Here is a 19973-nt window from a genome sequence, read left to right on the forward strand (position 1 = left end):
GACGTATGGCTAAAAAAGCTCCTGAAATTGGGGAATACAAATATGGCTTTAGTGATAAAGACGTTTCAGTCTTTCGTTCAGAGCGCGGATTAACACGAGAAATTGTAGAAGAAATTTCGAGAATGAAAGATGAGCCACAGTGGATGCTCGATTTCCGTCTGAAATCACTTGAGCAATTTTATAAAATGCCAATGCCACAATGGGGTGGGGATCTAAACTCACTCAATTTTGACGAAATTAGATACTATGTAAAACCATCCGAGCAAACAGAGCGCAGCTGGGACGAGGTTCCTGAAGAAATCAAGCAAACGTTTGATAAATTGGGAATTCCTGAAGCTGAGCAAAAATACCTTGCAGGTGTTTCTGCACAATATGAATCAGAAGTTGTATACCACAACATGAAAGAAGATCTTGAAGAGATGGGAATTGTCTTCAAGGATACTGACTCAGCACTTAAAGAAAATGAAGACATTTTCCGCAAGCACTGGGCAACTGTCATCCCACCAGCTGATAATAAATTTGCAGCCCTAAACTCTGCAGTCTGGTCCGGCGGATCATTCATTTATGTTCCACCAGGAATAAAAGTTGATACACCGCTTCAAGCATACTTCCGGATTAACTCCGAGAATATGGGTCAGTTTGAGCGTACGCTTATTATCGTTGATGAAGGCGCATCTGTTCACTACGTTGAAGGTTGTACAGCTCCTGTTTATACAACAAACTCACTTCATAGTGCGGTTGTAGAAATCATCATTAAAAAAGATGCATATTGCCGTTACACAACCATTCAAAACTGGGCAAATAACGTTTATAACCTAGTTACAAAGCGTGCGGTTTGTGAAGAGCGTGCGACTATGGAATGGATTGACGGTAATATCGGATCGAAATTGACGATGAAATACCCTGCAGTTCTCCTTAAAGGTGAAGGAGCTCGTGGATTAACATTGTCGATTGCTTTGGCTGGAAAAGGCCAGCATCAAGATGCAGGAGCAAAAATGATGCACTTGGCACCAAACACATCTTCAACAATCGTCTCAAAATCCATGTCCCAGCATGGAGGAAAGGTCACATATCGTGGAATTGTTCACTTTGGCCGCAAAGCTGACGGTGCCCGTTCTAATATTGAGTGTGACACGATGATTTTAGATGATAAATCAACATCAGATACAATTCCGTACAACGAAATCTTGAATGACAACATTTCACTTGAACACGAAGCGAAGGTTTCTAAAGTTTCCGAAGAACAGCTCTTCTACTTGATGAGCCGTGGAGTACCTGAGTTAGAAGCAATTGAAATGATCGTCATGGGCTTTATCGAGCCATTTACGAAAGAACTACCAATGGAATATGCCGTAGAAATGAACCGTTTGATCAAGTTCGAAATGGAAGGCTCCATCGGTTAACATATATCTCCCAACCCGTCCGGCTATCGCAGCTGGGTGGGTTTTTTGTATTATATAAGAGGGAAATAACTCTTATATAGCGTACATGGCCCATAAATGAGGTGACGGCCAATAAGCGCGTAATGACGACAAACAAAAATAACAATATTCATATTTTAACTTAAAGCAGGTGAAAGGTATGATTTATATTGGAGTAACAGGCTGGGGAGACCACGATACACTGTATCGAAAAGGAATTGTTGCTAAGGATAAACTTCAAGAATACAGCGCTCATTTTCCGACCGTCGAAGTTGATACTTCTTTTTATGCCATCCAGCCAGAACGGAATATAGAAAAATGGGTATGTGATACACCGTCCGGATTCAGATTTGTCGTTAAAGCATACCAGGGAATGACAGGGCACCAAAGAGGCGATATTCCTTTTGCGACGAAGGAAGAAATGTTTAAAGCATTTATTTTATCCCTTGATCCATGCATAAAAAGTGGAAAATTGGCAATGGTCTTATTCCAATTTCCTCCATGGTTTGATTGTACGAAGGAAAATGTAGCTTACTTGCGATATTGTCGTGAAAGAATGGCTGGGATTCCGATTGCATTAGAATTTCGGAACCAATCATGGTTTTATCCACAATATAAAAATCGAACACTTCAGTTTATGGAGGAAGAGGGTTGGATTCATAGTATTTGTGATGAACCACAAGCAGGGCTTGGATCAATTCCAACGGTATTGCATGCTACTAACAAAGAAAAAACACTCGTCCGTCTGCATGGTCGAAATGTGGGCGCCTGGATGCAGCCGAATGGGAAAAATTGGCGTGAAGTTCGTTACTTATATCGGTATAATGAAATGGAACTGCTTGAATGGAAAAAATACATACTTAAACTTCAGGAATCAACAAAAGATATTTATATACTTTTTAACAATAATTCAGGCGGTGATGCCGCTGAAAATGCTAAACAGTTAATTGAAAAAATGCAAATAGAATATACTGGATTAGCAGCGAGGCAACTTGATTTGTTTTAGAGAATAACAAGACGTTAGACATTATTGTCGCCATCGATAGGAAGTGTCCATATGAACGAAAAAATCCATATTTACCACACAAATGATATACATAGTCATTTTGAAAACTGGCCAAGAATCCAGGCATTTTTAAAAGATCGTAAGGCTTCTCATGAAGCTGCCGGAGAAGAGGTATTTATATTTGATATCGGTGATTTTGCCGATCGCTGGCATCCCTTTACAGAGGGAACAATGGGAAAAGGAAATGTAAAATTACTGAATGAAGCAGGCTATACTGCTGTAACGATCGGAAATAATGAAGGCATCACCTTACCACACAGGGATTTAAATGAGATGTATGAAGAAGCAGAATTCGATGTAATAGCAGCTAATTTATACTTTCCAGATTACAAAAAGCCTGATTGGGCGTTACCATACCGAATTTATGAGACAAAACAAGGAAGAAAAATAGCTGTAACAGGCATTACTACTTATTATCAAAAACTGTATGAATTGCTTGAGTGGAAACTCTCTGAGCCGTTTACTGAACTTGAAATTCAATTAAATAGACTAAAAGAAAAAACGGATATGATTATCGTTCTTTCCCATTTAGGGATTCATGATGATGAAAAAATTGCCGAACTTTTTCCGCAAGTGGATTTGATATTGGGTGGCCATACACACCATCTTTTTCCCGAAGGAAAAGCAGCTGGACGATCAATGATGGCTGCAGCAGGCCGGTATGGGGAATATATAGGATATGTTACGGCACTACTAAAGAAAAATGCTCCAAAACAAATTCAAGCGACAATATATGAAACGGCATCTTTGCCTAGGCCCATTAATGAACAACAACAAATTATAAGCTTTGATCAAATAGGGAAAAAACAATTGGATATAGAAATTACAACGATAAAAGAAACACTCGATTTTGCTTGGGATAAACCATCACAACTTCCGGCACTGTTGTGTGAAGCCCTTCATGAGTGGTGCAATGCAGATTGTTCACTCATTAATTCGGGGCTTGTACTCAAATCACTTACGAAAGGAAGAGTGACCAAGTACGATCTTCACCAGATGCTTCCTCATCCTATTAATCCGTGTACTGTTGAGTTGTCAGGGGCAGAGTTAAAAGAAGTCCTATTACATGCACAAGATGCCAGTTGGGTGAATCTAGAATTAAAAGGTTTAGGATTTAGAGGCCAAGTGATGGGCACATTTATTTTTCACGGAATAATAATTGATAAAAGCCATCATGAAATATATATAGGAGAAGAACCAATTAACCCTGATAAAATCTATAAACTTGGAACAACAGACATGTTTACCTTTGGCAAATTTTTTCCGGAAATACGGCGTTCCCGAGTGAAGCACTATTATATGCCCGAGTTTCTTCGCGATATTATGGCTTGGAAATTGAGACAACCTTAAAAACAAGTTGGGAGTAAACTATTATCATGTCCACTCATACATATGAGTAGTGGAAGGAGTGGATGATATGGTTTCTGTGAAACCTTTGATTATAGATGGCCAAACATTTATTGCAACTTCAGTATCACTGCCAAAAACAACATTACTAACTATCTCAAACGACAAAGGGTATATTATGTGCGGTGCACTCGATGTTGCTTTGCTTAATAGGCTTCTTTCCAACCGTCAAATTCTAGCCGGAAGGGCTATTGGAGTTAAAACAATTGAACAGTTGATGGAAGCCCCGCTGGAATCCGTGACGGTTGCAGCCGAGAAACTTGGAATTCATGCTGGTATGATAGGCAAAGAGGCGTTATTGAAGATGGTTTAGAAGCCTCAAAAGCATAATTTCATAAACTAGCCCTATAACCCTCCTTATGAGCATATATTTGTTCACAGGGGGGGATTTTTTTGGCCGTCTTTCGCGCTCGCAATATACGGCGCGGCCCTTTGCCGTTCCGATACGTATTATTATTATCATTTGTCTTTTTTATTTTTTCCACAGCTGCAGGACTTTGGATTGTGAATAAAGGTATCAAGCCAACATTAATTGATTATGCCGAATCACAGACGAAAAAAATCGCACCGTTGGTTATTAACAAGGCGATAAAAGAAGTTCTTCCAAATGTTAAAGATATACGTGAAGTTACGGAAATTGTACCGAATGGTGTCGGGGGAACATCGGTACAATTTAAAACTGATATAATAAACGAGACTGCCTCGGAATTGTCGAGGGCGATACAACAAAATTTAAAAAAGGCAGAAAGTGGAAACCTTCAAGCGCTTGAAGCCGAAACCGATGTTGAAATTGATTATGAAAAATCAAATTTGGGTGAAGGAATCGTATATTCCTTTCCCCTTGGTCAGGCTACTCATAACGCGTTACTGGGTAATTTGGGGCCGCGTATTCCTATTAGATTTACAGCAATTGGCAGTGTCCAAACGAATGCTAAACCTAAAGTTGAGCAGTATCCAATTAATAATGTATTCATTACTGTCGAGATTCAAATTGAAGTTACAGTGCAAATTATTATTCCATTTGGAACAAAACAAGCAGTCGTACAACAAGATGTTCCCATTGCTTTAGGATATTATCCAGGCAATGTCCCTCAGTTTTACAATGGGAATGGGAAGACGAGCCCATCGATCCAACTACCCTCCAATCCATGAGGTGTTGCCTGCATAAGCAATTAATGCTATATTAGAATTATAAAACCGAATATCAAACCTTATCAAAATCGGATGGGGTAGAGGCGCAAAAGGAATGAGTAGGCTGTGTGAGGATGACAACGATGATCACAACCAAAAGGTTCTTTTGCCGAAGCGGAAATTGATGTCGATTGATTTTCGTTGGTGTTGCTTTAAATAAGAGTAACACTCTCATGGTTGGTGTTTTTTACCAAAAATGGGGAGCTACAGATCGCGATGGAGAACCTGACATTACAAGAGTAATGATAGATCTCTATCATTGCTCTTTTTGTTTTGCGCTTTTCTGTTGCTCCTTCATATATCAGGAGGGTATTATGGTGAATTCAATATTTTCATTACTGCCACCTTTATTGGCAATCGTAATGGTTATTATTACAAGGCGAGTGCTCCTCTCGCTAGGGACAGGAATTATTGCATCCGCATTGCTGCTTGCAAAGGGAAATCCAGTGAATACAGGAGCTGTTTTATGGGGGGCAATAAAAGGTATTTTTGTTGATGAAGGTAGCTTGAACACATGGAATGTATATATTATATTATTTTTATTTATTTTAGGAGCGATTACTACACTCATTAACATTGCTGGCGGAAGTCGTGCATTCGGAGAATGGGCGATGACTAAAGTGAAAAGTCGTGCTGGAGCACAAATCTTAGCTGCTATTTTCGGCATCATTATTTTTATTGATGATTATTTCAATGCACTTGCTGTCGGCCAAGTAGCGCGTCCTATCACTGACCGTCACCGCGTGTCACGAGCGAAGCTTGCATATATCATTGACTCAACATCGGCGCCTGTTTGTGTTATTGCGCCAATTTCGAGTTGGGGTGCTTTCATTATTGGAATTATTGGGACTGTATTCGTAACACATAATATTACACATATTTCTCCATTGACTGCCTTTCTTCAAATGGTGCCAATGAATTTATATGTATGGACAGCCTTGGCTTTAGTCTTTATCATCGCCGCCCGCAATATTGACTTTGGCACGATGAAGGTACATGAAGAGCGGACGTTATCAACGGGCATTCCTTATGATCCGGAGAAACCAATCCCGGGCCAAGCAAAAGAAGATTTACCAGTAAGTGAAAAAGGCAATGTTGGAGATTTGATGTGGCCAATTGCCGCACTATTCCTTGGGACAATTGGTGCAATCATTTGGAGCGGGTCTAAAGAAACCGAAGGTAAAGCTACGATCATGGAGATATTCGGAAACGCGGACGTGTCTGAGGCACTGCTTTATGGTGGTTTAATCGGACTCGTCGTGACGATCGCGTTATTTATCCGTCAACAAGCAAAATATAAGTCTTTGGATTCCAAGTTTCTCGTAACAGGATTAAGTGTTGGAATTAGATCAATGTTGCCGGCTGTATTAATTTTGCTGTTTGCGTGGGCAATTAGTGCACTTATCGATGAATTGGGTACTGGTAGTTATTTAGCAAGTATCGTACAAAATTCTCAATTAAACCCAGTGTTCTTACCAGTAATCTTGTTTTTTGGTGCCGGCTTGATGGCATTTTCTACAGGAACTTCATGGGGCGCATTTGGAATTTTACTGCCGATTGCAGGCCAAATAATGGCGGCAACAGATATTTCTCTGCTTTTACCAGCTATGGCAGCTGTACTTGCAGGTTCGGTATTGGGAGATCATTGTTCACCCATATCTGATACGACCATTTTGTCATCGACAGGTGCTGGCTGTAACCATATGGACCATGTTCTCACCCAGCTCCCATATGCCGTGCTGGCGGCAATTATTTCAGCGATTGGTTATATTGTCATGGGGATCACAGGTATAACGGCTTTCGGGCTACTTACCATCGGTATTTTGCTTGTACTTTTTACAATTTGGATGGAAAGAAGTAAGACACGACTATCCCCAATTAATCAAGAAGTTTAATAAAATAGGTCAAAAGGACAGCGAGTGCCGCTGTCCTTTTGTGTTAAAAAGTATATTAATATAATTTATTACAAGAAAAGTTTTCTTGAAATTTATTATTGAAAAAGAATTGTGAATAAATAAATATTTATTTTGACAAGTTAGGCCCAAATAGCTATACTAATTTTAGATTAGGTTTAATAATCTGAAAACATAGAACCTTCCGTTTATTCGGAAGAAAAAGGGGGAAATTAAATGGAAAATCGTGCGCAGTTTGGATCAAGAGCCGGTTTTATCTTTGCCGCTGTTGGTTCTGCGATCGGCCTCGGGAATATTTGGCGCTTTCCAGCGGTTGCGTATGATAATGGTGGAGGAGCTTTCTTTCTTCCATATTTATTCGCATTGTTGACTGCAGGTATCCCGCTTTTAATCCTTGAGTTTGCCATTGGGCATAAGTACCGGGGCTCAGCACCATTATCCTTGGCAAGAGTCAAAAGAGGCGGAGAATGGATCGGCTGGTGGCAAATTTGTATTTCATTTGTCATTGCAACATATTACGCAGTCATCATTGCCTGGGCGCTAGCGTATACTTATTTCTCCTTCAAGCTGGATTGGGGCAAAGATACAACGAACTTTTTGATTGCCGATTATTTAAAAGTGGGCGATACAGCTTCAATGGGAAGCTTTGTACCTGGTGTCCTTATTCCATTATTACTAGTCTGGATAATTACTCTCGGCATATTATTTGCAGGTGTTAAAAAAGGAATCGAGGTTGCTACAAAGATCATGATTCCGTTGCTTGTTGTCTTATTTACTATTATCGTTATACGAGCTCTCACTTTGAATGGTGCAATTGAGGGGTTAAACCAATTTTTTAAACCTGAATGGTCTTCTCTTATGAACGGGAAAGTTTGGGTTGCTGCATACGGACAAATTTTCTTCAGCTTATCAATCGGCTTTGCCATTATGATTACTTATTCTAGTTATTTGCCGAAGAAGTCTGATATTACAAATAGTGCTTTTATTACCGGATTCGCTAACTCCGGTTTTGAGTTACTTGCCGGATTTGGTGTATTTGCGGCATTGGGATTCATGGCTGCTCAGCAAGGAGTTCCAGTTGATGAAGTTGTAAAAGGAGGAGTGTTGCTAGCATTCTCCGTTTTCCCAACAATTATCAACGAGTTACCTGCATTTAACCAAGCATTCGGTATTTTGTTCTTCGTTTCATTGACATTAGCAGGTCTTACATCGCTTATCTCGATCACGGAGACGTATGTGGCCGGAATCCAGGAAAAATTTAATGTGTCCCGGAAAATGGCTGTTTCTGTCGGCGGTGGCCTAACTGCTATTATTTCCCTTGCTTTTGCTACACAAAACGGTCTCAATTTACTGGATGTGGCAGACTACTTTATTAACCAGTTTGGTGTCGCTATGGCCGGATTGTTTGAGGTTATCTTTATCGCTTGGTTTGCCAAGCAGCTTAAGCCTCTTCAGGCACATGCTGATTCAGTTTCCGATATAAGACTTGGGGCTTGGTGGAGAATCAGCCTGTCGGTTATCACGCCAATTGTCCTTGGTTATATGATGTATGATAATTTACGCCAGAACCTTGTTGGAGATTATGGTGGTGGAGATTATCCTCGTGAGTTCCTGTTTAAATACGGTTGGACGGTTGCACTTGGTGCCATTTTTGTCGGAGTGTTATTCACGATAAAACCGTGGAAAGGGCATGCTCTTGAATTGCCAGTTTCCCGTAATGAGAAGGAGGTATCCTGATATGAGTGCAAGTGCAATTACGATGATGATTATCGGAGTTCTCATTATATGGGGAGGTTTTGGTGCAAGTGTAGCACTCGCTATTTCAAAAGCAAAGGAAGCAAAAAGAAATAGATAAGAGAACAAAAGCTAGACGAGAAAAAAAGCTTCGGGTTAACCTGAAGCTTTTTTATTTAGAATCTTTTTGTCGTTCTTGACGTTCCCAAAGCCTTAAATAAGGGTACGGATCAAAGGACCACACGCTTCGTCCATCATCTTTATACATTCCAAAATGAAGGTGGGGAGGGAATTTACCCGAGGTTCCAGGAGGCCCGTAACCTGAACTGCCGACGCTTCCAATAATTGTTCCTGGTTCAACGATGTCACCTATCTTTAAATCCTTTGAAAAGCCGTTTAAATGTGCGTAGTAATGATACGTATTGTTTAAGTCGCGAATTCCTACTCGCCAACCACCAAATTTATTCCAGCCTTTTAATTCAACAACTCCATATACAATGGACCGAACAGGGACTCCATAACCGGCAAAAATATCTGTACCTTCATGGATTCTTCTTCCTCCCCAACCTCTGCGGGCTCCCCAAGTATTTTTATATGAGTAGTGATATCCTCTAGGAATCGGGAACATTTTTTTATCTAGATCTATCCGGTTAAAGCGTTTATACAATTTTACATTTGTCATGATAGAGTTAACCGTTAAATCGCGTTTATAATAATCCCATAGTGCAATCCGGAATTTATTCTCATCAACACCATATTTGGAAATGTATTGTGCCAAGGTAAAAAGAAGATCCTCTTCCTTGGTTCGTTCAGCTTTTCCATCGCCATTTCCGTCTCGGCCGACTCCGTCAAAAAAACTAATGGTTATTGGATTGTCATCATCATGATTCAAGTTGCCGGGTCCGACCCATTTCTCAATCGGTATATAATATCCTCCAATCCTGTCAGGTTTAGGAAGATCCTTTCTCACTAAGCGAATGCTGCGTTCAAATTGGTCGATGCCCGCCAAATAATACCAAGGAATATCTGTTTTAGCCTCTGTTTTTTTGTATAAGTCCATCCTTTTTTCATATATTTCTTTTTGTGATAGTTCTTGTGCATCGACTTTATTCGACCAAGGAAAAATAAAAAGAAGTATTACTGCTAACAATATTTTATTCATAGTACTTCACCTCAAAATTTTGTGCAGTAAGCTTGCTTGGCTTTCGAAGTATAAACATTCTTCAATAAGCCAAGCATTATAATATGGTTATCTTCCTGTGTTTTCCAATTGCTCTCTGTAATTTGTTCGCTCCAAATCGTTATTCATCCCACCGATTGTTTCACCATTTGCATTTTCGCCTTTATTCAAATGTCGTCCTTGTGGAGAACGTTCTAACATTAAATTTACGGTATCCCGGACGGTTTTATCCTTGTTAGTGGAGCGGGCATTCATAGATGCAATATTTTCGACATTTTGTCTTAAGGCCGGATCATCGGTTACGTATATATGGAACCAACGTGGAACTGCCGATATTGCTATCTTTTTCACTTGATCAGCGGTTTCAAAACGAACTTTCTCATCCGTATTATTAATTAGATAAGCCACCAATACTTCCTGATCCGTTACAAGGACGCTTGCATCTTGGACATTTGGAAGGTTTACCGCCATTTTGCTAATATTGTTGGCTGTTTGTTCCCGATTTATCCGAATCGGTTTTGTGTCAATGGTTTCTCCTGGAACTGGACTTTTTACTTGGCGAACAAAACCAAAAAGGTCATTATTAGCTTGATTTCGATTATCGTTGTAAATATCACCATGTTCCGCAACGTCAATTGAATTGCCACTTTTATGGTAAAGATGGTCGTTTTCCGCTACTCTTCGATCATTTGCACCACATGCTGCCAGCACCAATGTACTGATAAATATGGGTGCTATCCATTTGTGTTTCAATTAAAACACCCCCTCACTTAATAGAATGCTCAGGAAATTATTTTTTTTCCTTAGTAATTGTTGGCGATTGAGCTATAATTTATTTAGTACTTGTTATAAAGCGGAGGGGAAAAAGTGATAAATATCAATAATCATCAATATGAATTGATTAAGGATTTTCGTGAAGGTTTTAATGAAGAAGCTTTTCGAGCACGTTTCAGTGATATTTTATCGAAATATGATTATATTGTTGGGGACTGGGGATACGGGCAGCTGCGTTTAAAAGGATTTTTTTCCGATCAAAATCAAAAGGCATCTTTTGATACAAAAATAGGCACGCTAACTGAGTATTTATATGAGTATTGCAATTTTGGCTGCGCATATTTCGTATTGAAAAAAACAGAAAATTAACCATGACCTGCAAATGAATTACAGGTCATGGCGAATTTTTCAACTATCTTCATATGGTGGTTGAGATTCCCGTTCCGGGTCATCATGTGTTGGATGAGCACCTGGAAAGTTTCGGGGCTTGTTCTCGTGCATGGATTTAAATTCGTAGTTAAAGGCGCTGTATGAGCGCTGCCCTTCTTTCCAAGGAGTGGACTTGTTTTCAACAGGTTTATCTTTGCCTCGAGAAGACCCATAAGGTCCTTCTGGTAAATCCTCGGGGATAATAAAATTTCTCTGTGTTTCTACATTGGATAAATCGGTATAGGTCATTTTCTCTTTATCTGGATTATTGTCCATAAGTCAGTCCACCTTTTTTTACCCATATATTGCCCATATAGCTTCATTCCATTCGGTGGTGATCCAATTGGACCATGCATCATCTTTTTTGATAAGATGAAAGGGAAGGTTTAAGATGGGAGTGTTATGATGGCATGTATTTTGTGGATCGCGAAAAAATTGAGTCATTGTTGAAATTTATGGAACAGCAACTTTTACTAATCGAAAAAAGTGAAAGCTGGGAAACAGCAATTGAGAAATTGGCACTGGAACGTTCGGCGCATACTATTATTGAATCAGTGCTTGATACAGGAAATGCTATGATAGATGGTTTTATCATGAGAGACCCCGGAAGTTATGAGGATATTGTTGATATTCTCACTGATGAAAAAGTTGTCTCCGAAGAATTATCTGCTGTATTGAAGGACATCATTATGTTTAGAAAAATGCTTGTTCAGCAATATGTGGATATTGATCATCGTGCACTTCTAGAAGTTTTCATACGTAACGTTGATGTTCTTCAGCAATTCTCTCCAAGTGTTCGTACATATTTAACAAATGAGCTCGGTCCGGTATCTGCATTTAAGAATTAAGGCGCTTTCGATGAAGGCGTTTTTGTTCTTTTAGAAAGGGAAGATAGAGGCATATGAAACAATATAAAGGATATTTAATTGATCTTGACGGCACGATGTATCGGGGAACAGAAAAGATTGAAGAAGCTGTTGAGTTTGTTATTAAATTGAAGGATAAAGGAATTCCTTATTTGTTTGTTACTAACAATTCTTCTAAAACACCAAAACAGGCGGCAGAGCATCTGCGATTTTTTGGCATCGATGCAAAGGAGCATCATATTTTTACAACTTCAATGGCGTCTGCCAAGTATTTGTTTGAAAATAAGCCTGATGCGAATGTGTACGCCATTGGAGAAGCTGGGCTCTTGACAGCACTTTCCGAAAAAGGATTTTCCCTTACAGATGAGCGGCCAGATGCCGTCGTGATTGGCATCGATCGAGACATCAATTATGAAAAATTAACAAAAGCATGTTTAGCCGTCCGAAGAGGGGCAATGTTTATTTCAACGAATGGCGATATAGCACTTCCTACTGAGAGGGGGCTTCTTCCAGGCAATGGGGCGCTTACCTCTGTCATATCAGTTTCCACACAAACTGAACCGATATTTATCGGTAAACCGCATTCCATTATTATGGAGCAAGCACTTGAGACACTCGGGACAACGAAAACAGAGACGCTCATGGTAGGAGATAACTATGATACCGATATCCTTGCCGGAATCAATGCTGGTCTTGATACTTTGCTTGTACATACGGGTGTCACTACAAAAGAAATTCTTGCAGATATAGAAACCAAGCCTACGTATGTGGTTGATTCACTTGCTGATTGGCATATATAAAAAAAGGCCGAACTGAATTTCGGCCTTTTTTTTATTAAACTTCTCCTCTTACACTGTGAGCCAGACGGCTTGAGGCGGCAGCGGCTATTGCTCCGACAATATCATCAAGGAATGTATGACATTTTCCGGTAGAATGATCATTCAGCTTTTCTAGAATACCCGGTTTTTGTTTATCGATATATCCGTAATTTGTAAATCCAATGGATCCATATACGTTTACAATTGAAAAGGCGAGAATTTCATCTACTCCATAAAGACTCTCGTCGCTTGCAATAATACTTTGCAGGGGTTCCTCAAGCTTCCCACTTTCAGCAAGCATATCTAACTGAATTCCCGTTAAAATTGCATTCTGAACTTCCCTTTTTTGAAGTACACGTTCAATATTGTAAATACATTCCTCAACTTTTAAGCCTGGATGATATTTTTTCTGTAGATACATTACCAGTTCAGCAATATCTTCGATTGTCACACCCCGTTCTTTTAACCAACGGCGTGCTGTTTCCTCGGAAATACTAATTTTTCGTTCGTTCTCCATTTGTCTGGGACTCCCTTCACTACATGTTTACAACTATGCTTATTTTTTCCACTAGCTATTCAAAATTAGAAACTCAGCAAGAAATCTTTTTATCCTCATATACATGAATAAACAGCAATCGATGATAAAGAGGGGATGCTGAATGTCAGTAGAAGTATTGGAAAAATACTTCGGAATAAAACCGGAAAAATCGTTAAATGATGGAAGAGCGGTTCGGTATGTTGTAAATAACTCACTCTATACTATTATTCCGGTGACGCATATGGAACAAGACGCATTAATTGAATTATATGAGATGTCAGACCATATGGCAAAGTATGGGGATAAAAGAGTTTCAATTTTTGTTCCAGGAATTGATCAAAAATACCTTGTTACACACAAGGATCAAGACTTTTGCTTGTTGCATAATCATAATTTTCCACCTTCAAGAAACAATAATATTGGGGTAAAACTTGCGAAGTTTCATGAACGGGGAAAGGCACTTCAAGCGACTATTACTGAAGCAAATCGAATGGGAGAGTGGAAATCTTTATGGGTTAAAAGACTTGAGCAAATGGAAAGAGTTTGGGGAGGTTTGCTACGAGAACAATCAGATGAAGAATTTGACAGGCTCTTTATTAAATCCTTTCCTTATTATCTGGGCCTATGCGAAAATGCAATTCAATATTTAACCGATACGGAGCTTGATGAAGCGCCTCATATTTCGGATCGGGGGACTATTTGCAATCTACATTTCAATAACGAATTATGGAAAAGTTCAATGGAGATTAGAAATCCATTTGATTGGGTTTTCGACCACCCTTCGAGGGATTTGGCAGAATGGGTGAGGGACTGTTATTTTCGAAACCGTAGATCTTTTCAGCCCGAGGTTTCAAAATTTTTGCAAGGATATGAGTCCATTGCTCCATTATCATCATTTTCTTGGCGACTTTTATATGCGCGGCTGTTATTCCCTCTACATTACTTTACATGTGTGGAAGATTATTATATAACGGGTTCACAATGGACTAAGAAGCAATTGGAAGAAAGGCTGAGCCGTTACATCAGGGATTCAAAGGACTATGAAATGTTTCTCGGAAATTTTTATTATATTGCTTACGTGGATCATAAACAATTGCCTGTGCTTGACTGGCTAAGGAATTAAAAAAACGATCCGGTGAATGCCGGATCGCGTTATATTAATTTAAAATACTTGTTCAACTTCTAATATTCCAGGTACTTCTTCAACTAAGGCTCGTTCAATCCCGGCTTTTAATGTAATGGTTGAGCTCGGGCAAGTTCCGCAAGCACCAAGTAAACGTAGCTTCACAATTCCCTCATCCACATCAACGAGTTCACAGTCTCCGCCATCACGAAGCAGGAATGGGCGCAATTTATCTAAAACTTCCTGTACTTGTTCTGTAATTGTTGGCTCATACATTGATATCGACTCCTTTCCTTATTACCATTATAATCAGATTGAACAAAAAAATCTAGATAACTGAGTTGAAATAACTATACAATAAGGTAAAGGAGGGAAGGTAGATATGAAACAGGAGGTTGAAATTTTTGTTTATGGAGCAGAACAAATTTGTGCAAGCTGTGTTGGTTTGCCGTCATCTCTAGATACATACGAATGGCTGGAGGCGGCGATTTCAAGAAAATTTCCCGAGCAATCCTTTAAGATACAATATGTTGATATTTATGATCCCCCCGAAGCGGAAAAAATAAGACAATTTGCTGAGCGAGTCATTGAGGAAGATTTATTTTACCCAGTAGTTACAATTCGTGGCGAAATTATCGGTGAGGGCAATCCCCGGCTTAAAGATTTATTTAAGGAAATGGAGAAATATGGCTACCGGGCAGAGGAGTAAACAATTGAAGTAGATGCCCGTTTTTCTAAAAAGTTACCTATTCAGTTCTCATAAATCTTTGACTATACAAAAACAATAAAAAAGACCTGAACATCATTGTTCAGGTCCAAGTTTTAACATTTCTCAGGATTTCCTTCAACTTTAGCTGTACGGAAAGATGAACCGCAGCCGCAGGAAACAAGGGCGTTAGGATTGTCAATCGTAAAGCCACCGCCCATCAGGGATTGCTTATAATCAATGACTGTTCCAGTCAATAGTGGAGCACTTTCTTCATCAATCACAACGTGGATGCCATTTTGCTCAAAATATTGATCAGATTCTGCCTTTTCATGTTCTAAGCTCATACCGTAGGATAAACCGCTACAGCCACCACCATTAATAGAAAATCGAAAATAAGCATTTTCTTCTCCATTTTGTTTCATCATATCCTGGATTTGCAAAGCTGCTGCTTCTGTCAGTGTAATGATTGCACTCATTTTCTCCACCCCTCTCATCCTAGCTTATGCTGTAATTACTTTATAGTATATACCTCACATGCCCTATTCTCAACAGAGGAGCACGAATTAAAACATCGGATTATCTTCAAGGTATTGGTAAATAGCCTTGACTAATAGGTCGGGCGTTTCTCCTGTTACCACTTCACCGTTTACAAGTGCGTATAATGTTTCCCCACATAAACCACAATGGTCGAGACATCCATATTCTACAATATCCAAATCTGGATCCTCTTCGAGTACTTGCAAAGCCTCATATCCACCGCTTCCCAAGTTACTAATACAAAACTCGATGATTGGATTCATTTGCATCACCTCATTAACAATCTAATCCTACTCGTTTCATCTGTGTTAGTCAACGGGTATGCATATTATGTGGAGGTATACAAGTATATATGAACGGTTGTATATAAAAGGTTAATCCGCTATACTTTTACGTGGATATATTTATATAATAGGTTATTTAAAAATGTTTTTTCGATATTTTTCCTCAAGTAGATGGCATAAAGGAGATATTTGCATGAAAAAATTAGTACTGCTCGGCGGCGGATATGGAAACATGCGTGTTTTGCGAGAATTATTGCCCAATCACCTGCCAGACGATGTAACGATCACACTTATTGACAGAGTTCCATACCACTCCTTAAAAACTGAATATTATGCACTGGCAGCGGGAACCGTCTCTGATCAAGAGGTACGTGTTTCTTTTCCTGAGCATCCACATTTACATATGCAATATGGCGAAGTGACCAAAATCGATTTAGAAGAAAATTTGATTCATATGGCTAATTCCGATCCAGTTCCATACGATGAATTGATTATCGGGCTAGGTTGCGAAGATAAATTCCATAATATACCAGGTGCTAATATTCATACCCACAGTATACAAACGATCGGAAAGGCTCGAGACACATACCAAACGCTTAATAACTTGCCTGCGAATTCGGTTGTAAGTATTGTAGGTGGGGGCTTAAGCGGTATTGAACTTGCAAGTGAACTTCGAGAAAGCCGTCCGGATCTGAAGATTAAGCTATTTGATCGTGGAAAAACGATTCTTTCTTCTTTTCCTGAAAGGATTAGCCGCTATGTGCAAAATTGGTTCAATACGAATGGTGTGGATGTAGTTAACGAAGCGAATATTACGAAGGTTGAAGAGGGGATTTTATATAATAATGACGAACCTGTTCAATCAGACGTCATTGTATGGACAGCAGGTATTCAACCTAATCACTTGGTTAGAGAAATGGATGCGGAAAAAGACCAACAAGGCAGGGTTGTGCTAACAAAATATCACAATATTCCTGGAAATGAGCACGTTTACGTAGTTGGTGACTGCGCAAGCCTTCCGTATGCGCCTAGTGCACAGCTAGCAGAAGGTCAAGCCGAACAAATTGTACAAGTCATGCTTAAACGGTGGAGCGATAAAGAGCTTCCTGAAGAGCTTCCGACCATTAAATTAAAAGGGGTACTTGGTTCACTTGGCAAAAAACAAGGTTTCGGAATGATGGCTGAACGCGCGATCACTGGCCGAATTGCCCGTATATTGAAATCAGGCGTCCTCTGGATGTATAAATATCATAAAGGTTAAACTATATACACGAAAAAGCCAGCGCAATCTTAACGCTGGCTTTTTCTTATTCAAATAAAGAAGTACTGTGCATTGGCTGCAGCCGTGCTTTTGGATCCAAATATGCTTTGGCATTGCTAACTGCAGTTGGAGCTTCACCAAATCCAGTAGCGATTAACTTTACTTTTCCTTCATATGTCGTAACATCGCCGGCTGCATAAATACCAGGTATGTTCGTTTCCATTCGACTATTCACAACGATTGAGTTCTTTTCTATTTCCAGTCCCCAATCTTTAATTGGCCCAAGCGAAGAAACAAACCCATAATTGACGATGAGAGAATCGAGTTCTACTGATTCTTTCGTTTCACCCTTAACCTCCTGAAGAACTAATTCACGAATAGCTTCGTCATCACATACAAGATCGCAAGCCGTAAAAGGAGTTTTAATCTCTACTCGCGAATTTTTTAATTGTTCAACACTGCTTTCGTGTGCACGAAATTTATCCCTACGATGAATAAGTGTGACATTTTCCGCAATCGGCTCAAGCATAAGCGCCCAGTCGACAGCAGAATCACCGCCGCCAAGAATGGCCACTTTTTGTCCTGCGAATTTGTTCATATCATCGATAAAATAGTGGAGATTCACACCCTCATATTTACCGGCCTCATCAAGTTCAAGACGACGAGGCTGGAACGCACCGATGCCTGCAGTAATAATGATCGTTTTAGAATAGTGAATTTCCTGATCAGAAACAAGCTTAAAGCTGCCATCTTCTAATTTTTCGACATTTGTAATAGCTTGTCCAAGACAAACAGTGGGAGAAAACATCGCCATCTGTTCTTTTAAATTATTAACAAGGTCCATGGCTTTTACTTTCGGAAAACCGGCAACATCATATATATATTTTTCAGGATAAAGGGTTGCAAGCTGGCCACCAAGCTGTGGGAGACTTTCAATAATCTTAACGCTTGCGTTCCTCATTCCTCCATAAAAAGCAGTGAATAGCCCAGCTGGCCCTCCTCCAATAATGGTAATATCATATATATTTTGATCTTCTTTCAAAGAAAATCCCTCCCGTAATACTTGAAAATTCATCCTTCACATCATATCATATACAATACAATCTTACATAATTTGCAATCTTATTTTATCTTATGAAATAAGAACCCTGGGTTATTTAATAAGGATGGTATTTCTTGAAGAATGGTTCAGAATCTTCTTAAGTTTCCTTTTTCCGTGAAACCGCTTGAAAAAGAAGAATAAAAGCATATAATGTAGAAGAGACATATGTTAATAATTTATGACATTTTTCTAGTTTTTTATCACTGTACGTGAAGTGCATCACATGTACTTATTATAAATTTTTATTTAGCATTTCTCGTACAACCTCACATATTATGAAGCAAAGGTGGCAGTGTTTACTATGAAAAGGCCAAAAATTGTTGTATTAGGCGCAGGATACGGAGGACTCATTACAGTTACTCGGTTACAAAAACAGCTTGGAAATAACGAAGCTGATATCGTTTTAGTGAATAAAAACGACTATCACTATGAAACTACATGGCTACATGAAGCTTCTGCCGGAACGCTTCATCATGATCGTGTACGTTACGATATTAAGAAAGTAATCGATAATAGTAAGGTTGATTTTGTTCAGGCAACTGCTTTGAAAGTAGATCATCAAGCGAAAAAAGTATTGCTTGATAGCGGAGAACTTGATTATGACTATTTGGTTGTGGCACTTGGAGGAGTTTCCGAAACATTTGGTATCACCGGACTCGACAAATATGCATTTACCATTTCAAACATAAATTCTGCTCGCCAAATTCGCGAACATATTGAATACCAATTTGCTACTTATGCAGTAGAAGAAGAGAAGAATGCAGATCGTTTAACGATTGTTGTCGGTGGAGCTGGTTTTACAGGTATCGAGTTCTTAGGAGAACTAGGAAATAGAATTCCTGAGCTTTGCGAAGAATATGACATTGATCAAAAGCTTGTCAGAGTTATCTGTGTTGAGGCGGCTCCAACTGCGCTTCCTGGATTCGACCCAGAGCTAGTAAAGTATGCGATGGCACACCTTGAGAGCAAAGGTATCGAATTCATGATTGGAACAGCCATTAAAGAAGCAACACCAGAAGGTATTATCGTTGCCAAAGGCGAAAATGAAACAGAAGAAATTAAAGCTGAAACTGTCGTATGGGCTGCAGGTGTACGTGGTAACCCAATCATCGAAGCATCCGAATTTGAGAATATGCGCGGTCGTGTTAAAGTCGAAAAAGACTTGCGTGCTCCAAATCTTTCTGATGTATTCGTCATTGGTGACTGCTCACTCGTTATTAATGAAGAGATTAATCGTCCGTATCCGCCGACTGCTCAAATTGCGATGCAGCAAGGTGAACTTGCAGCATCAAATATTGCCAAATTGGTAAAAGGTAATACAAACTTGGATTCTTTCGTATTTGATAATAAAGGTACAGTGTGTTCTCTTGGCGATGACGATGCGATCGGTGTTGTTTTCGGTAAGAAAGTAACTGGAACGAAAGCATCATTTATGAAAAAAATGATCGATAACCGTGCATTGTTCATGGTTGGAGGAGTACCTCTAACAATGAAAAAAGGTAAATTCAACTTTTTTTAAGCCATGATTATAAGATAGAAAGGGCAGAGCCTGCATTGCAGTGATTCTGCCTTTTTCTAATTTTTCAAGGCGCTTGCGCTTTTATTATTAGGGAGGTAGGG

General features: G+C 39.4%; 23 protein-coding genes and 1 riboswitch. Of the genes, 15 read left to right on the top strand and 8 right to left on the bottom strand.

What is annotated here, in order from left to right; all coding sequences use genetic code 11:
- The first annotated feature begins 5 nt into the window (after positions 1–5).
- From sufB to KHA88_RS14270, 8 genes are all read left to right on the top strand, one after another.
- A complete protein-coding gene (gene sufB / locus KHA88_RS14235; protein ID WP_213097968.1) occupies positions 6–1403 on the top strand; it encodes a Fe-S cluster assembly protein SufB in 1398 nt (465 codons plus the stop codon).
- A gap of 178 nt (positions 1404–1581) precedes the next feature.
- Entirely contained in the window at positions 1582–2427 is an 846-nt protein-coding gene (locus KHA88_RS14240; RefSeq protein ID WP_213097967.1) for a DUF72 domain-containing protein, read from the top strand.
- Positions 2428–2478: 51 nt separating this feature from the next.
- Positions 2479–3837 (top strand): bifunctional metallophosphatase/5'-nucleotidase, encoded by a 1359-nt coding sequence (locus KHA88_RS14245; protein ID WP_213122264.1) that lies wholly within the window; start codon positions 2479–2481, stop codon positions 3835–3837.
- Positions 3838–3904: 67 nt separating this feature from the next.
- Positions 3905–4207 (top strand): YunC family protein, encoded by a 303-nt coding sequence (locus KHA88_RS14250; protein WP_213108067.1) that lies wholly within the window; start codon positions 3905–3907, stop codon positions 4205–4207.
- Positions 4208–4287: 80 nt separating this feature from the next.
- Positions 4288–5046, top strand: a complete 759-nt coding sequence (yunB, locus tag KHA88_RS14255) for a sporulation protein YunB (RefSeq protein WP_213097964.1) — start codon at positions 4288–4290, stop codon at positions 5044–5046.
- Positions 5047–5116: 70 nt separating this feature from the next.
- A riboswitch (Lysine riboswitch) is annotated at positions 5117–5300 on the top strand.
- Between the two features lie 99 nt (positions 5301–5399).
- Complete coding sequence (locus KHA88_RS14260) at positions 5400–6980, top strand: Na+/H+ antiporter NhaC family protein (protein WP_213122265.1); 1581 nt, start codon at positions 5400–5402, stop codon at positions 6978–6980.
- Positions 6981–7214: 234 nt separating this feature from the next.
- On the top strand, positions 7215–8735 hold the full coding sequence (locus tag KHA88_RS14265; protein ID WP_213097962.1) for a sodium-dependent transporter: 1521 nt from the start codon (positions 7215–7217) through the stop codon (positions 8733–8735).
- Between the two features lies 1 nt (position 8736).
- The gene (locus KHA88_RS14270) at positions 8737–8853 is read left to right on the top strand and encodes a methionine/alanine import family NSS transporter small subunit (protein ID WP_213097961.1); all 117 of its coding nucleotides are present in this window, start codon (positions 8737–8739) and stop codon (positions 8851–8853) included.
- A 51-nt stretch (positions 8854–8904) separates the two neighbouring features.
- On the opposite strand, the gene KHA88_RS14275 is transcribed toward KHA88_RS14270, so the two are convergent.
- Entirely contained in the window at positions 8905–9894 is a 990-nt protein-coding gene (locus tag KHA88_RS14275) for a M23 family metallopeptidase (RefSeq protein ID WP_213097960.1), read from the bottom strand.
- Between the two features lie 87 nt (positions 9895–9981).
- Entirely contained in the window at positions 9982–10665 is a 684-nt protein-coding gene (locus KHA88_RS14280; protein ID WP_213108070.1) for a YhcN/YlaJ family sporulation lipoprotein, read from the bottom strand.
- Positions 10666–10779: 114 nt separating this feature from the next.
- Here KHA88_RS14280 and KHA88_RS14285 point away from each other — a divergent pair, with 114 nt between their 5' ends.
- A complete protein-coding gene (locus tag KHA88_RS14285) occupies positions 10780–11055 on the top strand; it encodes a YutD family protein (protein ID WP_213097958.1) in 276 nt (91 codons plus the stop codon).
- 39 nt (positions 11056–11094) lie between these two features.
- Here KHA88_RS14285 and KHA88_RS14290 read toward each other — a convergent pair whose 3' ends face one another.
- Entirely contained in the window at positions 11095–11391 is a 297-nt protein-coding gene (locus KHA88_RS14290; RefSeq protein WP_213097957.1) for a cytosolic protein, read from the bottom strand.
- 134 nt (positions 11392–11525) lie between these two features.
- On the opposite strand from KHA88_RS14290, the gene KHA88_RS14295 reads away from it, so the two are divergent.
- Positions 11526–11963 (top strand): DUF86 domain-containing protein, encoded by a 438-nt coding sequence (locus KHA88_RS14295; RefSeq protein WP_213097956.1) that lies wholly within the window; start codon positions 11526–11528, stop codon positions 11961–11963.
- 53 nt (positions 11964–12016) lie between these two features.
- Complete coding sequence (locus KHA88_RS14300; protein WP_213097955.1) at positions 12017–12781, top strand: TIGR01457 family HAD-type hydrolase; 765 nt, start codon at positions 12017–12019, stop codon at positions 12779–12781.
- Between the two features lie 34 nt (positions 12782–12815).
- On the opposite strand, the gene KHA88_RS14305 is transcribed toward KHA88_RS14300, so the two are convergent.
- On the bottom strand, positions 12816–13316 hold the full coding sequence (locus KHA88_RS14305; protein ID WP_213097954.1) for a phosphatidylglycerophosphatase A family protein: 501 nt from the start codon (positions 13314–13316) through the stop codon (positions 12816–12818).
- 142 nt (positions 13317–13458) lie between these two features.
- Here KHA88_RS14305 and yutH point away from each other — a divergent pair, with 142 nt between their 5' ends.
- A complete protein-coding gene (gene yutH, locus KHA88_RS14310) occupies positions 13459–14460 on the top strand; it encodes a spore coat putative kinase YutH (RefSeq protein ID WP_213097953.1) in 1002 nt (333 codons plus the stop codon).
- A 39-nt stretch (positions 14461–14499) separates the two neighbouring features.
- Here yutH and KHA88_RS14315 read toward each other — a convergent pair whose 3' ends face one another.
- Positions 14500–14736, bottom strand: a complete 237-nt coding sequence (locus tag KHA88_RS14315; RefSeq protein ID WP_213097952.1) for a NifU family protein — start codon at positions 14734–14736, stop codon at positions 14500–14502.
- Between the two features lie 106 nt (positions 14737–14842).
- Between KHA88_RS14315 and KHA88_RS14320 the strand changes: the two genes are divergently transcribed.
- On the top strand, positions 14843–15169 hold the full coding sequence (locus KHA88_RS14320) for a YuzD family protein (RefSeq protein WP_213097951.1): 327 nt from the start codon (positions 14843–14845) through the stop codon (positions 15167–15169).
- Between the two features lie 113 nt (positions 15170–15282).
- Here the strand turns inward: KHA88_RS14320 and KHA88_RS14325 are convergent, their stop codons facing one another.
- A complete protein-coding gene (locus tag KHA88_RS14325; protein ID WP_213097950.1) occupies positions 15283–15645 on the bottom strand; it encodes a HesB/IscA family protein in 363 nt (120 codons plus the stop codon).
- An 87-nt stretch (positions 15646–15732) separates the two neighbouring features.
- On the bottom strand, positions 15733–15969 hold the full coding sequence (locus KHA88_RS14330; RefSeq protein WP_213097949.1) for a YuzB family protein: 237 nt from the start codon (positions 15967–15969) through the stop codon (positions 15733–15735).
- Positions 15970–16183: 214 nt separating this feature from the next.
- On the opposite strand from KHA88_RS14330, the gene KHA88_RS14335 reads away from it, so the two are divergent.
- Positions 16184–17251 carry an NAD(P)/FAD-dependent oxidoreductase gene (locus KHA88_RS14335; protein ID WP_213122266.1) on the top strand — a complete coding sequence of 356 codons (1068 nt, stop codon included), beginning with the start codon at positions 16184–16186 and terminating at the stop codon, positions 17249–17251.
- 46 nt (positions 17252–17297) lie between these two features.
- Here KHA88_RS14335 and KHA88_RS14340 read toward each other — a convergent pair whose 3' ends face one another.
- A complete protein-coding gene (locus tag KHA88_RS14340) occupies positions 17298–18326 on the bottom strand; it encodes an NAD(P)/FAD-dependent oxidoreductase (RefSeq protein WP_430413658.1) in 1029 nt (342 codons plus the stop codon).
- A 328-nt stretch (positions 18327–18654) separates the two neighbouring features.
- Between KHA88_RS14340 and KHA88_RS14345 the strand changes: the two genes are divergently transcribed.
- Positions 18655–19872, top strand: coding sequence for an NAD(P)/FAD-dependent oxidoreductase (locus KHA88_RS14345; protein WP_213097946.1), 1218 nt, complete (start codon positions 18655–18657; stop codon positions 19870–19872).
- Positions 19873–19973: the final 101 nt, after the last annotated feature.

Source organism: Lederbergia citrea (genome assembly GCF_018343525.1).
Taxonomy (GTDB): Bacteria; Bacillota; Bacilli; order Bacillales; family Bacillaceae_C; genus Lederbergia; species Lederbergia citrea.

Coding starts and splice junctions, on each gene's coding strand:
- KHA88_RS14320 (WP_213097951.1), top strand. CDS start 14,843: ATGAAACAGGAGGTTGAAATTTTTGTTTATGGAGCAGAACAAATTTGT.
- yutH (WP_213097953.1), top strand. CDS start 13,459: ATGTCAGTAGAAGTATTGGAAAAATACTTCGGAATAAAACCGGAAAAA.
- KHA88_RS14340 (WP_430413658.1), bottom strand. CDS start 18,326: ATGAATTTTCAAGTATTACGGGAGGGATTTTCTTTGAAAGAAGATCAA.
- KHA88_RS14290 (WP_213097957.1), bottom strand. CDS start 11,391: ATGGACAATAATCCAGATAAAGAGAAAATGACCTATACCGATTTATCC.
- KHA88_RS14300 (WP_213097955.1), top strand. CDS start 12,017: ATGAAACAATATAAAGGATATTTAATTGATCTTGACGGCACGATGTAT.
- KHA88_RS14325 (WP_213097950.1), bottom strand. CDS start 15,645: ATGAGTGCAATCATTACACTGACAGAAGCAGCAGCTTTGCAAATCCAG.
- KHA88_RS14265 (WP_213097962.1), top strand. CDS start 7,215: ATGGAAAATCGTGCGCAGTTTGGATCAAGAGCCGGTTTTATCTTTGCC.
- KHA88_RS14305 (WP_213097954.1), bottom strand. CDS start 13,316: ATGGAGAACGAACGAAAAATTAGTATTTCCGAGGAAACAGCACGCCGT.
- KHA88_RS14315 (WP_213097952.1), bottom strand. CDS start 14,736: ATGTATGAGCCAACAATTACAGAACAAGTACAGGAAGTTTTAGATAAA.
- KHA88_RS14330 (WP_213097949.1), bottom strand. CDS start 15,969: ATGAATCCAATCATCGAGTTTTGTATTAGTAACTTGGGAAGCGGTGGA.
- KHA88_RS14335 (WP_213122266.1), top strand. CDS start 16,184: ATGAAAAAATTAGTACTGCTCGGCGGCGGATATGGAAACATGCGTGTT.
- KHA88_RS14250 (WP_213108067.1), top strand. CDS start 3,905: ATGGTTTCTGTGAAACCTTTGATTATAGATGGCCAAACATTTATTGCA.
- KHA88_RS14275 (WP_213097960.1), bottom strand. CDS start 9,894: ATGAATAAAATATTGTTAGCAGTAATACTTCTTTTTATTTTTCCTTGG.
- KHA88_RS14260 (WP_213122265.1), top strand. CDS start 5,400: ATGGTGAATTCAATATTTTCATTACTGCCACCTTTATTGGCAATCGTA.
- KHA88_RS14345 (WP_213097946.1), top strand. CDS start 18,655: ATGAAAAGGCCAAAAATTGTTGTATTAGGCGCAGGATACGGAGGACTC.
- KHA88_RS14245 (WP_213122264.1), top strand. CDS start 2,479: ATGAACGAAAAAATCCATATTTACCACACAAATGATATACATAGTCAT.
- KHA88_RS14240 (WP_213097967.1), top strand. CDS start 1,582: ATGATTTATATTGGAGTAACAGGCTGGGGAGACCACGATACACTGTAT.
- sufB (WP_213097968.1), top strand. CDS start 6: ATGGCTAAAAAAGCTCCTGAAATTGGGGAATACAAATATGGCTTTAGT.
- KHA88_RS14270 (WP_213097961.1), top strand. CDS start 8,737: ATGAGTGCAAGTGCAATTACGATGATGATTATCGGAGTTCTCATTATA.
- KHA88_RS14295 (WP_213097956.1), top strand. CDS start 11,526: ATGTATTTTGTGGATCGCGAAAAAATTGAGTCATTGTTGAAATTTATG.